The following is an 18,714-nucleotide window of genomic DNA, read 5'->3' as shown; positions in this document are numbered from 1 at the left end:
TGTTCCAGACCGGGTTATCAGATCTTGGCCGCAGCAGAGCCGGGCTGTGCAGGTTTACCCACGATGGCACCTGCCGAAGCCGCCGCCGATGCAGCAGCAGCCTTCTGCACATCAGTTGCACGCCGAAGCCCTACTCGCATGGAAAAATTCGCCACACGACGCTGATCGCGCGCACCCAGGGTTATCGACTTTCCCGTAATTTCAATGAGCTCAGGACGGGTCAACCAGGGACTGTTATTGCCGAGATTGCGCAGCAACTCGGAAACCCGCTCGTTAGACTGGGCTACCCCCGTCAGCATGACCATCTGGTTGTCCTGCTTCATGCTGGTGATGTACACACCATCAGGCAATTGCTTGACCAGCTCGTCAAGCAGATACACTGGCAGATTGCGGTTGCCTTGCAGATCTTCTACCGCCATTTGCCTGGCACGCAGGGCAGCAATTTCCTGCTGTAGGCCGGCAATTTCCTTGATCTGGTTCTCGAGTCGGGTGATTTCCGTTTTCAGGAAATTATTTTTCCCCTGCTGCGTCGAGATTTGTGCCTGGTACCAAGTGTAGACCGCGCCACAAAGCAGGCCACCCACCAGGGCGGCAATACCAAGCGCAACAAAAAACGCCTCTCGCCGTTGCTTGCGTGCAGCCTCACGGTGGGGAAGTAAATTGACCAGAATCACTGGAAAAACCTCCGCAAAGCCAGGCCGCAAGAGGTCAGGTAAGACGCCGCCTCACGCTTCATCTTCTTCTCCCGAACGTTGCTACCGAGAGTCATGCCCTCGAACGGATTAGCCACCATGCAAGCGAATGAAGTTTGCTGAGTGACCGCATCTGTCAATCCAGGCAAGGCCGAAGACCCCCCCGCCAGCATCACGTAATCCACCTTGTTATGCGGCGTGCTGGTAAAAAAGAACTGGAGAGCACGGCCGATTTCCTGCGCCATGCTGTCAACAAAGGGTTTGAGAACGCTGGCATCGTAATCGTCCGGCAGTTCGCCGCTACGTTTCTTGCTTTCCGCTTCTTCCGGCGAAAAACCATACTGGCGAACAATCAGCTGGGTGAGTTGCGCGCCACCAAAGGCCTGGTCGCGCTCATAAAGGACCTCGTCGTTCTTGATAACCTGCATGCTGGTCGTCAGAGCACCGACCTCAAACAGGGCAACCAAGGTGTCCAGGCCTTTGTTCGGCAGGTTTTCGATCAGCCGGGCGGTTGCCAGGCGCGAAGCATATGACTCCACATCCACCACGACCGGCTTCAGCCCCGCTGCTTCGGCCAATCCCTGTCTGTCGTTGACTTTTTCCTTGCGGGACGCCGCGATCAACACCTCTACATCGCCGGCCGAACTGGCGCTGGGACCGACCACACAAAAGTCAAGGCTGACCTCATCCAGCGAAAAGGGAATGTACTGGTTCGCCTCGGCCTCAACCTGGATCTCCAGTTCCTGCTCGCTCATCCCGCCCGGCAAGATGATTTTCTTGGTGATCACCGCCGAAGCTGGCAAAGCCATGGCCACATTTTTGGTGCGGGTTCCGCTTTTTTTGACGAGCCGGCGCACCGCCTCGGCCACTTCGTCAAATTTTTCCACATTACCGTCGGTGATCCAGCCTCTTTCCAGAGGCTCAATGGCACAACGGTCAAGCACCAGATTGCCCGCCTTGTCGCGGCTCAGCTCAACCAGCTTGACACTGGAGGAACTGATGTCCAAGCCCAGCAGGGCAGACGATTGACGGTTGAATAACGATCCCGAAGAGATCAAGACGGTCCCCAGATGACGGCTAATGTGTAGCCCTGCAAACTTAAGAAATCACTTGAATGCTATCAGTAAGATCCTTGTACAACAAAGGATTTTCCGGTTTTGGCTTACTATCACCGTTGTCAAAAGCCGACGCTTTTGATGCTCTGGCTGGATTAAGGCCAACTCGGTGATCAACCAATAATTGCAAAACATGAAATCTCCAGCCAGCGGAAAAATCTTCCTGAACAGGCGGTTTTTATAATGCTGGTGCGAACTTACGCTCAACCTCATGCCGTCAAACTCTTCGACTTCTGAATCCCGCTCCGCCCCCGCCAACCAGTTCACGTGGTTGCCAGGGCTGCTCAAGGTTTTTGCCTGGACCGCGGGAATTGCACTCGCCGGGCTTGTATCCTTGCTGATGATCATTGCCGTCGCACTGGCGGTTGCCTACCCCAACCTGCCCGATGTGTCCGATCTGCTGGACTATCGGCCCAAACTGCCTCTGCGGGTTTATTCGGCGGATGCCGTGCTGATTGGCGAGTTCGGGGAAGAACGGCGCAATCTCACGCCGATTGGCGAGATTCCCAAGGTAATGAAGGATGCGGTACTGGCAATTGAAGACGCGCGGTTTTTCTCTCACGGCGGCGTCGATTACATTGGCGTGATCCGTGCTGGCCTCGCCAACGTGGGACGCGCCAAAAGCCAGGGCGCCTCTACCATCACCATGCAGGTTGCCCGCAATGTCTATCTGTCGACAGAAAAAAGCTATACCCGCAAGATCTACGAGATCCTCCTGACCTTCAAGCTGGAGCACCTTCTGAGCAAGGACCAGATCCTGGAGATCTATATGAACCAGATCTTTCTCGGGCAGCGTGCCTATGGCTTTGCGGCGGCATCCGAAATCTACTTCGGCAAACCGCTGAAAGACATCAGTATTGCCGAAGCAGCCATGCTGGCAGGCCTGCCCAAAGCCCCGTCAGCCTACAACCCGATCAGCAATCCCAGGCGGGCCAAGGCACGCCAGCGTTACATCATTGAGCGCATGGAAGAAAACGGCTTTATCACGCCCGAGCAGGCCGCGGTAGCCAAAAACCAGGAGCTCAAGGTCAGATCAGGGCCCGATGCAGGACGGGTGCATGCTGAATTTGTGGCAGAAACGGTACGCCAACTGGTTTACAGCCAGTATGGCGACGAGACCTATACGCGCGGCCTCAATGTATATACAACCTTGCGTGCGGCAGACCAGGCAATGGCTTACAAGGCCTTGCGCAAAGGCATCATGGACTATGAAAGGCGGCAAATTTACCGCGGCCCGGAAAAATTCATTGCCTTGCCCAAGGACCCCAAGGAGGTGGAGGAAGCCATTGACGATGCATTGGTCGAGAGTCCGGACAACGATGATGTGATGTCGGCGGTGGTACTGGAAGCAGGGCCTAAAAAAATCGTGGCGGTCCGCCAAAATAGCGAAACCATCGAAATCACCGGTGAAGGGCTCAGGCCCGCCCAATCGGGCCTGTCCGAGAAAGCTGCACCCAACATCAGAATCCGTCCGGGCGCCTTGATCCGTGTAGCCAGAACACCCAAAAACACTTGGGAAATAACACAGCTGCCGGAGGTCGAAGGCGCTTTTGTTGCCCTGGACCCGCGCAACGGCGCTGTCCGGGCGCTGGTCGGCGGGTTTGACTACGAAAAGAACAAGTTCAACCATGTGACACAAGCCTGGCGGCAACCCGGCTCCAGTTTCAAGCCATTTATCTATTCAGCTGCACTTGAAAAGGGATTCACGCCAGCCACAGTTGTTAACGATGCTCCCCTGTTTTTTGATGCCGGCGTTACCGGTGGCCAACCGTGGGAACCGAAGAACTACGATGGCACCTTCGATGGCCCGATGAGCCTGCGCCGCGGCCTGGCCAAATCGAAAAACATGATTTCCATCCGGATACTGCAAGCAATAGGCCCCAAATATGCCCAGGAATGGATAACCCGCTTTGGTTTTGACGCCGACAAACACCCGGCCTATCTGACGATGGCACTGGGCGCCGGCTCAGTGACACCGTTGCAGATGGCCATCGGTTATTCGGTTTTTGCCAACGGAGGTTATCGCATCAACCCCTATCTGATCACCAAAATTACCGACCAGAAAGGCAAGGTGGTAGTAGAAAGCCCGGTTCCGATTCTCGATGACTCCGTACGCGGCATTGAGGCACGGAACGCTTTCATCATGTCCAGCCTCTTGCAGGAAGTTGCCCGCTCAGGCACGGCTGCCCGAGCCCAGGCGACCTTGAAGCGGCCAGACCTCTATGGCAAAACAGGCACGACCAACGACTCGATTGACACCTGGTTTGTGGGCTTCCAGCCAACACTCACGGCAGCGGTATGGATGGGTTATGACAACCCGAGAAAGCTCGGTGATAGGGAAACCGGGGGAGGATTGAGCCTGCCGGTCTGGATCAATTTCATGGAATATGCGCTTAAAGGGGTGCCCGTCACTGAATTTTCAGCCCCCCAGGGGGTGGTCAACATCGGTGGTGAATGGTTTTATGACGAATACGCCAAAGGTTCCGGTGTCAGCAGTGTGGGTCTAGGCGACCGGCCTGCTGCAGGTTCGGGTGCAGGTCCAGATGTTCCGGTCACCGGTCAACCGGTTCCACCGGGAGCCGCCATCCAGACTCCTCCTCCGAGCGACGAACGGCGCCGGATTCTGGACCTGTTCAAAAACTAAAGGCGGGCAACGGGTGGCGCGCTGAACACCAGCGGTTGGCCGGCCTGCTCACTGGCATAGCGCGACAAGCCTGCAAACAGTTCGCTGCCGTCCTTGGTGTCGATCCATCGGTTCTCATTGAGCCTGTAGTGAAATCCGCCGGCGCGAGCAGCCATCCATACTTCCTGCAGCGGTTTTTGCAGATTGATGACGATCTGGCTGCGGTTGGCAAAAGTCAGCGTGATCATGCCGCCTGTCCTCTGGTTGTCGATGTCGGCATCCGTTTCATCGTTGATGCGGTCACACGCTACTTCGATTGCCTTGAGTGCAGCCTCAGCATGGTCAAGATAGTCAAGGTCGGTCATTACAATCCCATCATGTTTGCAAGATTTCAAATTCGTTTTCAAATTTTAGGCCGCAGCACGCCTGCCTCCCGGGCTCATGGCCTTTCAAGAATCGCATGGGCTGCGACTGCCGCGGCTTGCCTCGTGGCCTGCGGCCAGAAAGGCCCGCTGTTCATGCCACCTCCACCCAAAGTGCTTCCGGCAAGCGTCTCCCCGTCCACAGCACCCACACCTGCCGCTTCAGCCAGCGCGCCGGTAGGCGCAACAAATGCGACAACGGATCTTCCAGCTGCGCCGCCCGCGTCCGGCCCCGCCCTGCTGCCCTCTCGATGAAAACATCCGCCCAACCCGCCGCGTCGTCAGGCGTCCTTCCAGGCGCACCGCAACTGGTCTACCGACAGGACGACCTGTACATGGAAGGCGTTCGCCTGGACGCACTGGCCAGCCAGCACGGAACCCCTGTGTTCGTGTATTCCAAGGCTGCCATGCTGGGTGCGCTGGCCGCCTACCAGCGGGGCTTTGCCGGCCGCAACGCGCAGATTTGTTATGCCATGAAAGCCAACTCTTCGCTGGGCGTGCTGCAGGTTTTCGCCCGCGCCGGCTGCGGTTTTGACATCGTTTCCGGTGGCGAACTTGAACGTGTACGGGCAGCCGGTGGAGATATGCGCAAGGTCATCTTCTCGGGTGTCGGCAAAACGCGCCCGGAAATGCAGCAGGCGCTGGAGGCTGGCATTGCTTGCTTCAACGTCGAAAGCGAGGCCGAACTGGATGTGCTGTCCGGTGTGGCACTGGCCATGAACCGCATCGCACCGATCAGTATTCGCGTCAACCCCAATGTTGATCCGAAAACCCACCCCTACATCTCGACGGGTCTCAAGGGCAACAAGTTCGGTGTGGCCCACGAGGACGCCTTGCGGATTTACCGGCATGCGGCATCACTCAAAGGTCTGCAGGTGGTCGGCATCGACTGTCATATCGGCTCGCAGATTACCGAGTCCACCCCTTATCTGGACGCGATGGATCGAGTGCTGGATCTGGTCCAAAGCATAGAGGCCTCGGGAATTCCGATTGAGCACATTGATTTTGGTGGCGGCCTTGGTATCAATTACAACCAGGACGCGCCACCCGCAGCGGATGCGCTGTGGCAGGAATTGCTCGGCAAACTCGATTCACGCGGTTACGGCAGCAAAAAACTGATGGTCGAACCGGGCCGCTCGCTGGTAGGCAATGCCGGTGTCTGCCTGACCGAGGTGCTTTATCTAAAACCCGGCGAGGAGAAAAATTTCTGCATCATTGATGCTGCAATGAACGACCTTCCGCGGCCTGCCATGTACCAGGCCTTTCACGGCATCGTGCCTGTGGTGCAGCGTCGTGACACACCAGACAAGGTCTACGATGTGGTTGGCCCGGTCTGCGAAAGTGGTGACTGGATCGGTCGCGACCGTACCCTGCCCGTTGTCGCGGGTGATCGCCTCGCCGTGCTGTCGGCAGGCGCGTATTGCATGAGCATGGCCAGTAACTACAACACCCGCGGTCGCGCCGCCGAGATTCTGGTGGATGGTACCCAGGCGCATCTCATACGTGCGCGCGAAACAGCCGTCGACACCTTCCGTGGTGAAAAATTGCTGCCCTGAAACCATCAGCCCTTGATATTCATCAAGGGCTTGCCGCGGGGGTAAGTCTACAGTTGGCTTTCAGCAACGCAACGGCAAGCACCATGCCCCTGGAACTTTACCGCGACAAAAATCACATCTGCCTGATGTTCACCGATCTCATTGAAGAAGACGGACAGGCGGTTCAAGCCAACCAGTTTCTCATCGTTGACAACGGCACCGGTGCCATCATCGACCCCGGTGGCAACTTGGCGTACAACGAGCTCTTCATGGGCATGACGCAGCACTTTCCACCGTACAAGCTGTCCTATGTGATTGCTTCGCACGCGGACCCCGACATCATCGCCTCGCTGGACCGCTGGATGAGCAGCACCCAGGCCCTGCTGGTAATTTCGCGGGTATGGGAGCGTTTTGTTCCGCACTTCACCAAGGTCGGAAAAACCGACAAGCGCGTGATTGGCGTTCCCGATGCCGGTGGGCGCCTGCCCCTGGGAAATAATGAACTCTGGCTCGTCCCAGCCCATTTCATGCATTCCGAAGGCAATTTCCATTTCTACGATCCCGTGAGCCGCATCCTGTTCACGGGCGACCTGGGCGTGTCCATGATGTCTGGCGTGCAGGCACGTCAGCCCGTCACCAGCCTCAAGCCCCACATCCCCCTGATGGAAGGTTTTCACCGGCGTTATATGGTGTCCAACAAAATCCTGCGCCTTTGGGTCAGCATGGTGCGTTCGATGGACATCGCCATGCTGGTGCCGCAGCATGGCGCGCCCATTGTGGGTAAGCAGGCTGTGAACGAGTTCTTCGACTGGGTTGAGAACTTGATGTGCGGCATCGACCTGTTTGATGATCGTGCTTATCAGTTGCCCACAGCAAGCATTGATCCGATCGCCCGCCAGATCCGTCCGGCGCTACGTGCCGTGAACGGCTGAAATCAAGGAAAACCGGCCCCAGCCCTTATGAGTTGGTCGTAATCAGCTCCTGATTTAGTAGCGCTTTCGCACGCTCACTGCAGGGTAGCGGTGTTTTGTGGCACAGCGCGGCTCTGGCGGCGCCCCCAATGCTGCCAAAGGCGCCATCCCAGCAGGACGGCAATGATCCCGGCATAAACAAACACTTCGGCAAAGTCGTTTTTTCCTGAGCGCATCCAGAAAAAATGCAGCAAGCCCAGGCCCGCGATCAGGTACACCAGTTTGTGCAGCATTTGCCAGCGCTTCGCACCCAGTTTGCGTATGGCGGCGTTGAAAGAGGTCGCAGCCAGCGGTGTCAGTAGCAGAAAAGCGCTAAATCCCACCAGGATGAAAGGGCGCTTGATGATGTCCTTGAGGATGTCGGCCAGATCAAAGCCCATGTCAAACCAGCTGTAGCTGAGCAAATGAACCAGCACATAAAAATAGACGAAGAGGCCCAGCATGCGGCGAAAGCGCGCCAGCGCCGGTGTGCTGCTGATCACGCGCAAGGGCGTCACGGCCAGCACGATGCACAGGAAGCGCAAGGTCCAGTCGCCGGTGGCGCGTATCAGGTGCTCGGCTGGGTTGGCACCCAGGTTGTTGGTTAAGGCTCCGTAGAACAGCCAGGCAAAAGGCAGCAGGGCCAAAACAAATACCAGCGGCTTGGCTGCCGGGTGCAGCAATACCGCATTGACGGTCTTCATCAATAGTTCTTCTTGAGATCCATGCCGGCGTAAAGCTGGCCGACCTGCGCCTCATACCCGTTAAACATCAGCGTCTTGCGTTTCTTCGCAAACAAGCCATCCTCACCGATACGGCGTTCCGTGGCTTGGCTCCAGCGCGGGTGGTCCACGTTCGGGTTCACATTGGAATAGAAGCCGTATTCATTGGCCGCGGCTTTGTTCCATGCGGTGCGCGGTTCCTTGTCGGTGAAACGGATCTTGACGATGCTCTTGCCGCTTTTGAAGCCGTATTTCCACGGCACCACCAGGCGCACCGGGGCGCCGCTCTGGTTAGGCAGTACTTCGCCGTATATGCCAAAGCTCAGGAGGGTCAAGGGGTGCATCGCCTCATCCATGCGCAGCGCCTCGACATAAGGCCAGTCGAGCACACGTGAGCCGACAAAAGGCATGGTTTTAGGGTCCGCCTGGGTGATGAACTCAACGTATCTGGCATTGCCCAGCGGCTCGACCTTCCTGATCAGCTCCGCCAGCGAATAGCCGACCCAAGGGATCACCATGGACCAGCCTTCAACGCAGCGCAGGCGGTAGATACGTTCTTCCTGTGCACTGAGCTTGATCAGATCTTCGATCGCATAAGTTCTGGGCTGCTTGACCAGGCCTTCAACCGCCACCGTCCAGGGCTTGGTCACCAGGGTGTGGGCATTTTTTGCCGGATCCGCCTTGTCGGTGCCGAATTCGTAGAAGTTGTTGTAGCTCGTCACGTCTTTGTAGTCCGTGACTTTCTCCATGGTGACCGCGCCAGCCACCGCTGACTTGCCGCCAGGCAAAGCGGCCAGCTTCCCGGGTTTGGTGACAGCCTGTGCCATGGCTTCACGGCCGGCCCAGGAGGCGATGGTTGTGCCTGCTGCCCCGGTAGCCATCAGTTTGATCAGGTCGCGCCGTTGCTGGTAGACACCTTGCGGCGTGATCTCGCTGGAGACCGGATGACTAAAGCCGCTCGTAGGGGTTTTGATCAACATCTTGTGTCCTTGTTGTCGTGAATGGTTGAGGGTTAGTCTGGGTACGCAGCCATTTCTTACAAGGATTCAACCCCGGAAGCTGCGGCTACAGCTCCCCGTAACTGTGCAAACCCGAAAGAAACATGTTGACGCCCAGAAAGGCAAACGTAGTCACAGCCAGCCCAACGAGCGCCCACCAAGCCGCCACAGTGCCCCGCAAGCCCTTCATCAGCCGCATGTGCAGCCATGCGGCGTAATTGAGCCAGACAATCAGCGCCCAGGTTTCCTTGGGGTCCCAGCTCCAGTACCCGCCCCAGGCCTCTGCAGCCCAAAGGGCGCCGAGCACGGTGGCAATGGTGAAAAACGCAAAACCAACGGCAATGGCCTTGTACATCACGTCGTCGAGCACTTCGGCACTCGGCAGGCGGTCGGCAATCCGCTGGCGGCCCAGCAAAATACCCGCAGCAATCAGGCCGGAAACCAGCAGATACCCGAGCCAATAATTGCCGCCACCTACTTCGGATGACTTGCGAAAAACAACCGGCACAAAACACAGCACCACACCCAGCAGCCACAGCGGCGTCAGTTTGTACCAGCGTGTCTCCAGCGCCTGCTGCTTGATCAGGTAGGCCAGCGACACCATGGCTGCCAATGAAAACATGCCGTAACCGATAAAGTTGGCGGGTACATGCAGCTTCATCCACCAGCTTTTGAGAGCAGGTACCAGCGGCTGGATTGCATGCGCCTCGCGGACCACGGTGTACCAAAGCAGAAATCCCACCGCAGCGCTGACCACCAGCATGACAAAAGCCCCCATGGCACGGGTCTTGTACTGCGCTTCAAAGTAGAGGTAAAACGCGGCTGTCATCCAGCTGAACAGCACAAACACCTCGTACAGATTGCTCACCGGGATGTGGCCGACATCTGCACCGATCAGGTAACTTTCGTACCAGCGCACCATGGTGCCGACCAGCGCCATGCCTACAGCCACCCAGGCGATCCGGGAGCCCAGCGACTCCATCGTGCCGCTCTGCCCCCGGGCAAACATGCCGAGCCAATAGAACGCGGTACTCATGAAAAACAGCACACTCATCCACAGGATGGCTGACTGGCTGGACAGGAAATACTTGAGCCAGAACACCTGCTCCGCGCGTGCCAGATCACCCTGGTAGGACATGATGCCGAGCAAGGAGAACCCCGCCACCAGCAACATCAGAACGCGCAGCGGTCGCCAGAACCAGCCCATGGCAATGGCAGCAGGAATCGCCCCGAGCAGGATGCCTTTTTCGTAACCATCCATGAAAGCGCTGTAGCGGGCGAAGGCATACAGCCCGCCCACCAGCGCTATGACCGCGAAAATCCAGTCGAGCGCATTGCGTTTGGCGAAATACCCTTGCTGCAGGCTGATGGTGTTCGCGTCGGTGGTTCGCGAGCTCAGGGTGGTGGTGTTCATCGTGGCACCTGTAAAAGTTTTGTCTTCAGCATTTCGAATTCCTTGCCGCCGTCCATGGTCTGGCGGTTGGTCGACATAGCCATGGTGGCCTGGCTGCCTCCACCCGATTCTGGCCTTTTTCCGGACTCTGTGGAATCCACGTTTTCTCCAGCCGGCGCAAGCCAGACCCAGAGGCGACGCTCGCGCACATAAAGCATGGCGAAAATGCCGAGAATCAACAGTGCGCAACCCAGGTACACAATGTTTTTACCGGGCGTACGTGCCACCTGGAAAACGCTAGCCTGCAGTTGCGTGAAGTCCTTCAACGCAAACGCCATGGGTGCCGGGTAGTGGTGCGCATCACTGAGGGACAACACGGCCTGTGCCATGAAAGCCTGGGTTTTTTCATCCAGCGGCAAAGGTTTCAGGCCGTTTTGCTCGCGTGTGGATTGAAGCAACTCAAACAGCACACCATTGAGAATGCGCACCAGCACCTCGCCCGCCCGGTTGCGCTCGGACTCCGGAACATTGGTCTCCATGAAGTCAGAAATGGCCTGCAGGCCAGCCAGCGGTTTGGCCGCGCCGTCAGCCTGGTCGGACCCGGCAAACAAGGCCAGGGCGCGTGATGCAGAAGCAGAGAGTTGCTGCGCCAGTTCAGGCCGGTCAGCGGGCGTGGCCAGCCGCACATAACGCTGCACGGCACGCTCGCGCTGGACGGGGTCTGCCAAGGCGCGGCGCATACGCAAAAAGCCCTCCATGCTGCCCTGCTCGTCAGCAGGAATGCGCAGGTACTGGAAAGGCTCGGCCGGGGTTTCACGCACACCCAGCAGGAACAGCGCCGGGCTGGACTCGCCGGCATCCATCTTGACCGGCAGCATGTAGTTGTGGAATTCCCTGGCCTGGCCTGCCGCGTCGCGCAGCTTGTAGGTCACGCTGGGGCCGACATTGCGCAGCTCCTTGTTTTCCCGGGTTTTGTTGGCCGCACCCAGGCGCGAATCAATGGCTTGGCGCAAATCGACCTTGCGCACATCCGCGCCGGAAGTCGCACCCATGCTGCCCGAGCCGCCGAAGTTCTCGACATTGATGACACGCAGCGCGGTGTACTCCAGCGTCATTTTTTCGGCACCATTGGTCAGGCTGCTGGAGCCGCCAATCGTCCCCTGAATTTCAAAGGCCTTGCCCGAGGCCTGACGGCCGATGGCCAGCGGCACCGCCTGGAGCGTGACACTCGAGCCACCATCGTCAAAGCTGGACTGGTAAATTTCTATGCCCTTGTGGCGGGCCGGATGGTTCACCTCCACGCGGGCCGGGATTTTCTCGCCAGTTTCCTTGTCGTGAATCACGATCTCGCTGGCAAACAGCTTGGGCATGCCGGTCGAGTAGTACTCGACGATGAATTTTTTCAGCTCTACCGCAAAAGGCAGATCCTGCAGCAACACTCCACCGGGCTGGTTCAGGATGGCCGTACTCGACTGCGTGCCCTCGGCAACCAGCAGATTGGCGCGAAAAGTCGGGTTGCGCTCACCCAAACGGTGCTGGGCCGGCACGTCGGCAATCAGTCCGCCGCCGGTATAGGTGGTCTTGTTGTTCAGCCACATCTGCGCCCGCACGATCAGGTCGCCATCGAGCAGGCCACCCACACACACCAGCACGATGGCGCTGTGCGCCGCAATGTAGCCAAACTTGTTGGCAGCACCGGCCTTGGCCGCCACCATCCAGCCCTCGCCGCCGGGTGTGCTCCGCTGTTGCAGCTTGACCTTCCAGCCACCCTGCACCAGCGTTTGCCCGATGCGTCGCGCTGCCGCTTCAGGCCCTTCGCCCAGCACCGCCTCAGCGCGGTGTCCGAAAGCCTTGAGGCTTTGCGTGCGGATGTCCTCCTTCAGCTGGTTCAGGTCAGCGAAGATTTTTGGTGTGTTGCGGGCGATGCACAAGGAGGTGGACACCACCAGGAAAGCCAGAATCAGGATGAACCACCAGGCGCTGTACACCGTGTACAGGCTGACAGCACCAAACACCTGGGCCCAGAACGGGCCGAACTGATTCACGTAATTACCAAGCGGCTCCTGCTGCTTGAGAACCGTGCCTATGACCGATGCAATGCAGATCACCGTGAGCAGCGAGATCGAGAACCGCATCGACGACAGCAGCTCTACGGCCGAGCGCAAGGCATGCGAGCCGGACTTGAGCCTCAGGCCGTGGGTGGAAACTGCGTGGCTGGAAACGGTCATGCGTGATGCTTGGTGGGCGGCAATAAAAAAAGGCGGGTCTTCTGCAAAAGACCCGCCCTGGTATGGAGTGCTTATTCCGGCAGGGGTTCAATACAAAGCTGATACACCGCCGTATTTTCCCAAGAAAGAGGCTTTCCCGCCCGGCAAACCCACGGACTTCGCGGGTTTTCGGTTGATTTAACGCAAACCGGCAATGTAGTCCGCCACCGCGCGGATTTCCTTGTCGTTCAATTTGGCTGCCACCTGTGTCATCTGCAGACTGTTGCCGCGCACGCCATCACGAAAGGCCGTCAGCTGGGACGCGGTGTATTCAGCATGCTGGCCACCCAGACGCGGGTACTGCGAGGGAATGCCGGCACCGTTGGGGCTGTGGCAACCTGCGCAAGCCGGCACCTGGCGGTCGGAAATGCCGCCGCGGTAAATGCGCTCACCCAGAGTGACCAGTTCCTTGTCCTTGGCAAAACCGGCTTTGGCTTTTTTGGACGTCACCCAGTAAGCGATGTTTTTCATGTCCTCATCGGAAAGCGCTGCGGCAAATCCCTGCATGACGGGGTTTTTGCGCTTGCCAGCCTTGAACTCCTGCAATTGCTTGACGAGGTATTCCGGATGCTGCTGTGAAAGCTTGGGGTTCACCGGTATGGCGGAATTGCCATCGGCGGCATGGCAGGCCACGCACACAGCGGTATAACTCGCTTCTCCCCTGACCAGGTCAGGCTTGGCCACCTTGGCCGGTGCAGCCTCGCCAGCGGCCTGGGCAGCCATGGGCGCCAGCAAGGCGGCAAATAAACAGGCAATCAACGAAGTGGAAACAAGCTTCATATCGGGGGATTTAATAGTTGACTCTAAAGGGAACGTTGCTATCCGGCGCGCAGCCTGGGCTGAAATTAATAAGCTTCCGGACGCGAACTTGGCGCAAAACTCCGTGATTTTACAATGGCTTGGGGGACAATCCCAAATATGAGCATATCCCCGCGATCCACCCCCGTTAAAACGCAGAAGCCCACGGCCAAAAGGGCCCCACCCAAAGTGGCGGCGGCCAAAATGGCTGCAACCCTTGCCGCCCAACCCCCGCAATCGGCCGAAGCCAAGATCGCCATGGGCTGGCTGCACACCGCCAAATTCCTGACCACGGCGCCTGAACTCAAGCACCTGCCGATGCTCGATTTCCCGGAGATTGCTTTCGTCGGCCGCTCCAATGCCGGCAAGTCCACCTGCATCAACACGCTGACCCAGATCAACCGCCTGGCCTTTGCCTCCAAAACCCCGGGCCGCACGCAAAGCATCAATTTGTTTTCGCTAGGCAAACAAGGGGTGACCGATGCGGTGCTGGCCGACCTGCCCGGTTATGGCTACGCGGCCGTGCCCAAGGCCGCCAAATACCGCTGGCAGCAGGTGATGGGCAATTACCTGCAGACGCGCGACAACCTCAAGGGCGTGGTGCTGCTGTGCGACCCGCGCCTGGGACTGACGGAACTTGACGAAATTCTGCTGGACGTGATCCGCCCGCGGGTCGAGGAAGGCCTGAAGTTTCTGGTGCTGCTGACCAAGTCCGACAAGCTCAACAAAACCGAGGCAGCCAAGGCGTTGTCCATTGTGCGACTGCAGGCCGGCGGCGGCGATGTCAAACTGTTTTCTGCGCTCAAGCGGCAAGGCGTGGAAGAAGTGGCCCAGCACCTGTGGCAGTGGGCCCATCCGCTGGTCAAGCCTGACAAGGCCGCCAAGGCAGTAGCAACGCCGCCACCGGAAGAAGAGTCCGACGAGGCCTGAATTCCCACATGCAGGGCCGGGCTTACCGCTTGTGCATTTTTCAAGTAAAACTGCCTGTAGCCCAGGTAACACGGGGGCTGACAGCTACTGAATGCATAGCATCATGATTGAAACCCGTCTGATACCCCTGCCCCACGGCATCACCCTGTCCTGCCGCATGGCGGGTGACCCGGGCCGGCCCGTCCTGATGTTCCTGCACGGCTTTCCGGAGGGAGCTTTTGTCTGGGACCCCCTGCTGGCGCACTTTGCCAAGCCGGAAAACGGTGCTTACTTTTGCATCGCACCCAACCTGCGCGGTTTCGAGAAGTCGAGTGCACCGCCGGAAGTTGACGCCTACCGACCCAAACACCTGATGCAGGACATTGCCGCGCTGGTTGAAATGGTCTGTGCCAGCGAAGGTACACACCATGACAATCGTGGGGGCTCTCTTCCTGCCAGCCGGGGCCGCGGAACCGGCTTTGCCGGGCCGCAGGCGCAGCGCCCCCTCGGGGGGCAGCGCAGTACGCGCAGTGACAAGCGTGGGGGCCAATTAGCCTGCCTCGTGGCTCACGACTGGGGCGGCGCCATCGCCTGGAACCTGGCTGCCGCCATGCCGCAGCTGATGAAAAAACTCGCCATCATCAACTCGCCGCATCCAGGCACGTTTCTGCGCGAGCTGCAGCACTCGCCGGCCCAGCAGGCCGCCAGCGCTTACATGAATTTCCTGATCCGTCCGGACGCCGAGGCGCTGCTGGCCCAGGACGACTTCCGCCGCTTGTGGCAGTTTCTGACCAACGGCAGCGACAGCCAGCCGGCCTGGCTCACCGACAGTGTCAGGGAGCAGTACCGCGAAGTCTGGCGCGCCGGGCTCAACGGCGGCTGCAACTTGTACCGCGCCTCGCCGCTGCGCCCGCCACGGCCCGGGCCACCGCACAACGACCCCGCCGCCGCGGCAATTACGCTGGTACGCGAGCGCCTGACAGTTCTGCTGCCAACGCTGGTGATCTGGGCGCTCGACGATATCGCCTTGCCGCCGGCCCTGATCGAAGGCCTGGGCGACTACGTGCCGGACATGCAGCTGCAGCAGGTGCCCGGCGCCTCCCACTGGATCGTGCATGAACAGCCCGAACGGGTGGCCGCTTACCTGCAGAACTTCTTGGGCCAAACCCATTAGCTATTGTTTTTATAGCTATCAGCGCCCGATCCACAAGGGCTGGAGCCCAAAAACACTTAAAATCGGGCTGATCCGGCCTAGTAGAGCGAGGGCTCACCTTCCTGCCGCGTCTTGAAGCGCTTGTGCACCCAGTAGTACTGCGCCGGCATGGTGTCAATGTAGGCTTGCAGCTGCGCATTCATGAAAGCGGTATCCGCCACCGGGTCTTCCGACGGAAAGTTGGTCCAGGCCGGCAGAACCTCTACCTCGTAGCCCCAAGGCGTCAGGCGCGGTACCAGGGGCACCACCTTGGCGCGGCCCAGACGGGCGAAGCGGGAAAGCGAAGGCACGGTCGCTGTCGGCAGACCGTAAAACGGCACAAACACGGAATCGTCGGGACCAAAGTCCATGTCGGGCAGCAGGTACAGCGGCTGCCCTTCGCGCAAGGCCGTCACGATGGGTTTGACGCCGTCAGCCCGCCCGAACAGCCGCAGGTGGCCAAAACGCTGGCGGCCACGCAATATCCAGCGATCCACCAGCTTGTTCGACTGGTCGGTGTAAATGGTTGTCGACTGGCGCGGCGAATGCAGAGCGGCGGCAGCCCAAGCCGCATCCAGGCCGACAAAATGCGGCAAAAAGATCACCGTGGGTTCGTTGCCGGCGAGTTCGTGCATAGCGCCGCTCAGCCGCACACGCTGCTGCACCCAGGCCTGCGGCGCGTGCCACAGCCAGGCGCGGTCCAGCCACGCCTGGGCAAAATACACAAAGGTCTGCTGGGTCAACCGGCGCCGCTCGGCCTGGCCGAGTGAGGGAAAACACAGTTGCAGATTCGCCTGCACGACGCGCCGGCGCGCCCCGACCAGGCCGTACAGCACCCATCCCAAGGCTGCACCGAGCGCCCGCGCCAGGGGGAGCGGAAATACTGCCAGCACCTGCATCAGGTAAATGCCGGTCCGGGTGACCAGGCGACCAAGCCATTGGCGAGGGGGCTTCAAAACGCGTCCTTGCGTGGTGTCTTGTAGCGCGCGTAGCCCCACAGGTATTGGCCCGGCTGGCTCAGGACGATGGCCTCGATCGCCTGGTTGATGCGCGTCACGACATGAAGGATCTCGGCCTGCAATGGCCCGGTGCGCGGGCCGCCCTCGGCTGGCGGCGATTCTTGCGCTCGCAAACCTGTCACGGGTGGCCAGATCTTGAGGAAATAACCTTCGCCGCGCTGCAGGCGCTCGCAGCTCACCGGCAGCAGCACGGCCCCACTTTGCAGCGCCAGCCGGGCCGCCAGCGTCATGGTGTAAGCCGGCTTGCCGAAAAACGGCGCCCACACTCCCAGCCCCTCGGGCGGCACCTGGTCTGTCAGCAGGGCCACGGCCTGGTTGGCCTTGAGGGTCTTGTGCATCAGCCGGATGCCGCTCAGGCTGGCGGGCACCACCGTCAGTTGCGGCCGTTGGCGGGTCGCCTGTTCAATCGCCGCCAGCCAGGGCTTGCGGGCCGGTCTGTAAATCGCGGTGATCGGGCCATACAGCTCCGCCAGCGCCTGCGGGCCCAGCTCGAAGCTGCCGCAATGCGGCCCAAAAAAAATCACCCCCCGTCCCCGGCCAAACGCTTGCTCGGCATGCATCTGGCCTTCCACTCGCACATTAGCGAGACAGGACTCGTTTTGCGGCCGCATCCAGAGCTTGGGCAGTTCGGCTACAAAACGTCCGGCTTCGGCAATCGCCGGCCGGGCCGCGTCAAAACCGATGCCGGCCTGCGCCACGTTGGCGCGAAACTGCCGGCGGTAAGCGGGGCTGAGCAGCCAGACGAGCCAGCCCAGGGCCGCACCCAGCGCATGCAGTGCGCGCAAAGACCAGTGGGAGAAAAAACGAAACAGCAGAATCATGAAAAGGCTAGGAAGGGCCGGGATATGCGAGCAATACCGTGGAGGGAAAACGATATAATGGTCCTTGTCGCCGAGTTACTGAACAACTTGCAGGGCGACATTAAACCAAACTGCTAAAGCGTTCGCCGAAGCACCCCAAGCCGGCAACGCGCCGACTAACTTCATGGAGTGTACGCAATGGCGAACGATTTTCTCTTTACTTCCGAATCCGTCTCCGAAGGCCATCCCGACAAGGTCGCCGACCAGATTTCCGATGCCATCCTCGATGCCATCTTCAAGCAGGATCCGCTTTCGCGCGTGGCCGCCGAAACCCTGACCAACACCGGTCTGGTCGTGCTGGCCGGTGAAATCACCACCAATGCGCATGTGGACTACATCCAGGTCGCGCGGGACACCATCAAGCGTATCGGTTACGACAACACCGAGTACGGCATCGACTACAAAGGTTGCGCCGTGCTGGTCGCCTACGACAAGCAGAGCAACGACATCGCCCAGGGCGTGGACCACGCGTCCGACGACCACCTGAACACCGGCGCCGGCGACCAGGGCCTGATGTTCGGTTACGCCTGCGACGAAACGCCGGATCTGATGCCCGCACCGATTTATTACGCACACCGACTGGTGGAGCGCCAGGCCCAGTTGCGCAAGGACGGCCGCCTGCCTTTCCTGCGCCCTGACGCAAAAAGCCAGGTCACCATGCGTTATGTCGACGGCAAGCCGCACAGCATTGACACCGTTGTGCTCTCCTCGCAGCACAGCCCCGACCAGAGCGAAACGCCGCACAAGATGAAGGCCTCGTTCATCGAAGCCATCATTGAAGAAATCATCAAGCCAGTGCTGCCCAAGGAGTGGCTCAAGGAAACCAAGTACTTGATCAACCCGACCGGCCGCTTCGTCATTGGTGGCCCGCAAGGCGATTGCGGTCTGACCGGCCGCAAGATCATCGTGGACACCTACGGTGGCGCCTGTCCGCACGGTGGCGGCGCGTTCTCGGGCAAAGACCCCTCGAAAGTGGACCGTTCGGCGGCCTACGCGGCCCGCTATGTTGCCAAGAACATCGTGGCCGCCGGTCTGGCGCGCCAGTGCCAGATCCAGGTGGCGTATGCAATTGGCGTCGCGCGTCCGATGAACGTCACCGTGTACACCGAAGGCACAGGTGTCATGCCTGACGACAAACTCTCAGCCCTGGTGAACGAGCACTTTGACCTGCGTCCGAAAGGCATCATCCAGATGCTGGACCTGCTGCGCCCCATCTACG

At 59.4% G+C, this 18,714-nt stretch carries 19 protein-coding genes; 8 read left to right on the top strand and 11 right to left on the bottom strand.

Annotated features, from left to right (window positions below; all coding sequences use genetic code 11):
- Positions 1 to 17: 17 nt before the first annotated feature.
- From ABI660_RS01870 to ABI660_RS01860, 3 genes are read right to left on the bottom strand one after another with little or no spacing between them, the layout of a single operon-like run.
- Complete coding sequence (locus tag ABI660_RS01870; protein ID WP_348064377.1) at positions 18 to 674, bottom strand: PilN domain-containing protein; 657 nt, start codon at positions 672 to 674, stop codon at positions 18 to 20.
- Entirely contained in the window at positions 671 to 1,750 is a 1,080-nt protein-coding gene (locus ABI660_RS01865; protein ID WP_348064375.1) for a pilus assembly protein PilM, read from the bottom strand. The genes ABI660_RS01870 and ABI660_RS01865 overlap by 4 nt, the downstream gene beginning before the upstream one ends.
- Positions 1,751 to 1,798: 48 nt before the next feature.
- Positions 1,799 to 2,155: a hypothetical protein gene (locus tag ABI660_RS01860; protein WP_348064373.1), complete on the bottom strand. Its 357-nt coding sequence runs from the start codon at positions 2,153 to 2,155 to the stop codon at positions 1,799 to 1,801.
- On the opposite strand from ABI660_RS01860, the gene ABI660_RS01855 reads away from it, so the two are divergent.
- Positions 2,148 to 4,451, top strand: a complete 2,304-nt coding sequence (locus ABI660_RS01855) for a penicillin-binding protein 1A (RefSeq protein WP_348064371.1) — start codon at positions 2,148 to 2,150, stop codon at positions 4,449 to 4,451. The genes ABI660_RS01860 and ABI660_RS01855 overlap by 8 nt on opposite strands.
- Here the strand turns inward: ABI660_RS01855 and cyaY are convergent.
- Positions 4,448 to 4,795 (bottom strand): iron donor protein CyaY, encoded by a 348-nt coding sequence (gene cyaY, locus ABI660_RS01850; protein ID WP_348064369.1) that lies wholly within the window; start codon positions 4,793 to 4,795, stop codon positions 4,448 to 4,450. The genes ABI660_RS01855 and cyaY overlap by 4 nt on opposite strands.
- Here cyaY and ABI660_RS01845 point away from each other — a divergent pair.
- From ABI660_RS01845 to ABI660_RS01835, 3 genes are all read left to right on the top strand, one after another.
- Entirely contained in the window at positions 4,769 to 5,107 is a 339-nt protein-coding gene (locus tag ABI660_RS01845; protein WP_348064367.1) for a lipoprotein, read from the top strand. The two genes, cyaY and ABI660_RS01845, sit on opposite strands and share 27 nt — an antisense overlap.
- Positions 5,104 to 6,408, top strand: a complete 1,305-nt coding sequence (gene lysA / locus ABI660_RS01840) for a diaminopimelate decarboxylase (protein WP_348064365.1) — start codon at positions 5,104 to 5,106, stop codon at positions 6,406 to 6,408. Before ABI660_RS01845 ends, lysA begins: the two co-directional genes overlap by 4 nt.
- Before the next feature lie 83 nt (positions 6,409 to 6,491).
- Positions 6,492 to 7,319 carry an MBL fold metallo-hydrolase gene (locus ABI660_RS01835; RefSeq protein ID WP_348064363.1) on the top strand — a complete coding sequence of 276 codons (828 nt, stop codon included), beginning with the start codon at positions 6,492 to 6,494 and terminating at the stop codon, positions 7,317 to 7,319.
- Between the two features lie 74 nt (positions 7,320 to 7,393).
- Here the strand turns inward: ABI660_RS01835 and ABI660_RS01830 are convergent, their stop codons facing one another.
- From ABI660_RS01830 to ABI660_RS01815, 4 genes are all read right to left on the bottom strand, one after another.
- Complete coding sequence (locus ABI660_RS01830; protein WP_348064361.1) at positions 7,394 to 8,041, bottom strand: protein-methionine-sulfoxide reductase heme-binding subunit MsrQ; 648 nt, start codon at positions 8,039 to 8,041, stop codon at positions 7,394 to 7,396.
- Entirely contained in the window at positions 8,041 to 9,039 is a 999-nt protein-coding gene (gene msrP / locus ABI660_RS01825; RefSeq protein WP_348064359.1) for a protein-methionine-sulfoxide reductase catalytic subunit MsrP, read from the bottom strand. Before msrP ends, ABI660_RS01830 begins: the two co-directional genes overlap by 1 nt.
- 85 nt (positions 9,040 to 9,124) lie before the next feature.
- Entirely contained in the window at positions 9,125 to 10,471 is a 1,347-nt protein-coding gene (ccsB, locus tag ABI660_RS01820; RefSeq protein WP_348064357.1) for a c-type cytochrome biogenesis protein CcsB, read from the bottom strand.
- The gene (locus ABI660_RS01815; RefSeq protein WP_348064355.1) at positions 10,468 to 12,678 is read right to left on the bottom strand and encodes a cytochrome c biogenesis protein ResB; all 2,211 of its coding nucleotides are present in this window, start codon (positions 12,676 to 12,678) and stop codon (positions 10,468 to 10,470) included. Before ABI660_RS01815 ends, ccsB begins: the two co-directional genes overlap by 4 nt.
- Between ABI660_RS01815 and ABI660_RS01810 the strand changes: the two genes are divergently transcribed.
- Complete coding sequence (locus ABI660_RS01810) at positions 12,677 to 12,859, top strand: hypothetical protein (protein WP_348064353.1); 183 nt, start codon at positions 12,677 to 12,679, stop codon at positions 12,857 to 12,859. The two genes, ABI660_RS01815 and ABI660_RS01810, sit on opposite strands and share 2 nt — an antisense overlap.
- Here ABI660_RS01810 and ABI660_RS01805 read toward each other — a convergent pair.
- Positions 12,856 to 13,497, bottom strand: coding sequence for a c-type cytochrome (locus tag ABI660_RS01805; protein ID WP_348064351.1), 642 nt, complete (start codon positions 13,495 to 13,497; stop codon positions 12,856 to 12,858). The two genes, ABI660_RS01810 and ABI660_RS01805, sit on opposite strands and share 4 nt — an antisense overlap.
- Before the next feature lie 222 nt (positions 13,498 to 13,719).
- On the opposite strand from ABI660_RS01805, the gene yihA reads away from it, so the two are divergent.
- Positions 13,720 to 14,445 (top strand): ribosome biogenesis GTP-binding protein YihA/YsxC, encoded by a 726-nt coding sequence (gene yihA / locus ABI660_RS01800; RefSeq protein WP_348064349.1) that lies wholly within the window; start codon positions 13,720 to 13,722, stop codon positions 14,443 to 14,445.
- A 103-nt stretch (positions 14,446 to 14,548) separates the two neighbouring features.
- Positions 14,549 to 15,598 carry an alpha/beta fold hydrolase gene (locus tag ABI660_RS01795; protein ID WP_348064347.1) on the top strand — a complete coding sequence of 350 codons (1,050 nt, stop codon included), beginning with the start codon at positions 14,549 to 14,551 and terminating at the stop codon, positions 15,596 to 15,598.
- 77 nt (positions 15,599 to 15,675) lie between these two features.
- Here the strand turns inward: ABI660_RS01795 and ABI660_RS01790 are convergent, their stop codons facing one another.
- Positions 15,676 to 16,572: a lipid A biosynthesis acyltransferase gene (locus ABI660_RS01790; RefSeq protein ID WP_348064345.1), complete on the bottom strand. Its 897-nt coding sequence runs from the start codon at positions 16,570 to 16,572 to the stop codon at positions 15,676 to 15,678.
- Positions 16,569 to 17,456, bottom strand: coding sequence for a lysophospholipid acyltransferase family protein (locus ABI660_RS01785; protein WP_348064343.1), 888 nt, complete (start codon positions 17,454 to 17,456; stop codon positions 16,569 to 16,571). Before ABI660_RS01785 ends, ABI660_RS01790 begins: the two co-directional genes overlap by 4 nt.
- A 177-nt stretch (positions 17,457 to 17,633) precedes the next feature.
- Between ABI660_RS01785 and metK the strand changes: the two genes are divergently transcribed.
- Positions 17,634 to 18,714 (top strand): methionine adenosyltransferase (gene metK / locus ABI660_RS01780; RefSeq protein ID WP_348064341.1); only part of this gene is annotated, 1,081 nt, incomplete at its 3' end.

Source organism: Polaromonas sp., assembly GCF_039930745.1.
In the GTDB taxonomy this organism is placed as follows: Bacteria; Pseudomonadota; Gammaproteobacteria; order Burkholderiales; family Burkholderiaceae_C; genus Polaromonas.
The sequence above is the reverse complement of the archived record's forward strand: the minus strand, read 5'-3'. Positions and strand labels throughout refer to the sequence as shown.

Bases quoted from the DNA above. Each gene is read 5' to 3' on its own strand.
- ABI660_RS01860 (WP_348064373.1), bottom strand. From the start codon at position 2,155: ATGATCATCAGCAAGGATACAAGCCCGGCGAGTGCAATTCCCGCGGTC.
- msrP (WP_348064359.1), bottom strand. From the start codon at position 9,039: ATGTTGATCAAAACCCCTACGAGCGGCTTTAGTCATCCGGTCTCCAGC.
- ABI660_RS01835 (WP_348064363.1), top strand. From the start codon at position 6,492: ATGCCCCTGGAACTTTACCGCGACAAAAATCACATCTGCCTGATGTTC.
- ABI660_RS01805 (WP_348064351.1), bottom strand. From the start codon at position 13,497: ATGAAGCTTGTTTCCACTTCGTTGATTGCCTGTTTATTTGCCGCCTTG.
- lysA (WP_348064365.1), top strand. From the start codon at position 5,104: ATGAAAACATCCGCCCAACCCGCCGCGTCGTCAGGCGTCCTTCCAGGC.
- ABI660_RS01845 (WP_348064367.1), top strand. From the start codon at position 4,769: ATGGTCAAGATAGTCAAGGTCGGTCATTACAATCCCATCATGTTTGCA.
- ABI660_RS01810 (WP_348064353.1), top strand. From the start codon at position 12,677: ATGCGTGATGCTTGGTGGGCGGCAATAAAAAAAGGCGGGTCTTCTGCA.
- cyaY (WP_348064369.1), bottom strand. From the start codon at position 4,795: ATGACCGACCTTGACTATCTTGACCATGCTGAGGCTGCACTCAAGGCA.
- ABI660_RS01855 (WP_348064371.1), top strand. From the start codon at position 2,148: ATGATCATTGCCGTCGCACTGGCGGTTGCCTACCCCAACCTGCCCGAT.
- ABI660_RS01785 (WP_348064343.1), bottom strand. From the start codon at position 17,456: ATGATTCTGCTGTTTCGTTTTTTCTCCCACTGGTCTTTGCGCGCACTG.
- yihA (WP_348064349.1), top strand. From the start codon at position 13,720: ATGGCTGCAACCCTTGCCGCCCAACCCCCGCAATCGGCCGAAGCCAAG.
- ccsB (WP_348064357.1), bottom strand. From the start codon at position 10,471: ATGAACACCACCACCCTGAGCTCGCGAACCACCGACGCGAACACCATC.
- ABI660_RS01815 (WP_348064355.1), bottom strand. From the start codon at position 12,678: ATGACCGTTTCCAGCCACGCAGTTTCCACCCACGGCCTGAGGCTCAAG.
- ABI660_RS01830 (WP_348064361.1), bottom strand. From the start codon at position 8,041: ATGAAGACCGTCAATGCGGTATTGCTGCACCCGGCAGCCAAGCCGCTG.
- ABI660_RS01795 (WP_348064347.1), top strand. From the start codon at position 14,549: ATGATTGAAACCCGTCTGATACCCCTGCCCCACGGCATCACCCTGTCC.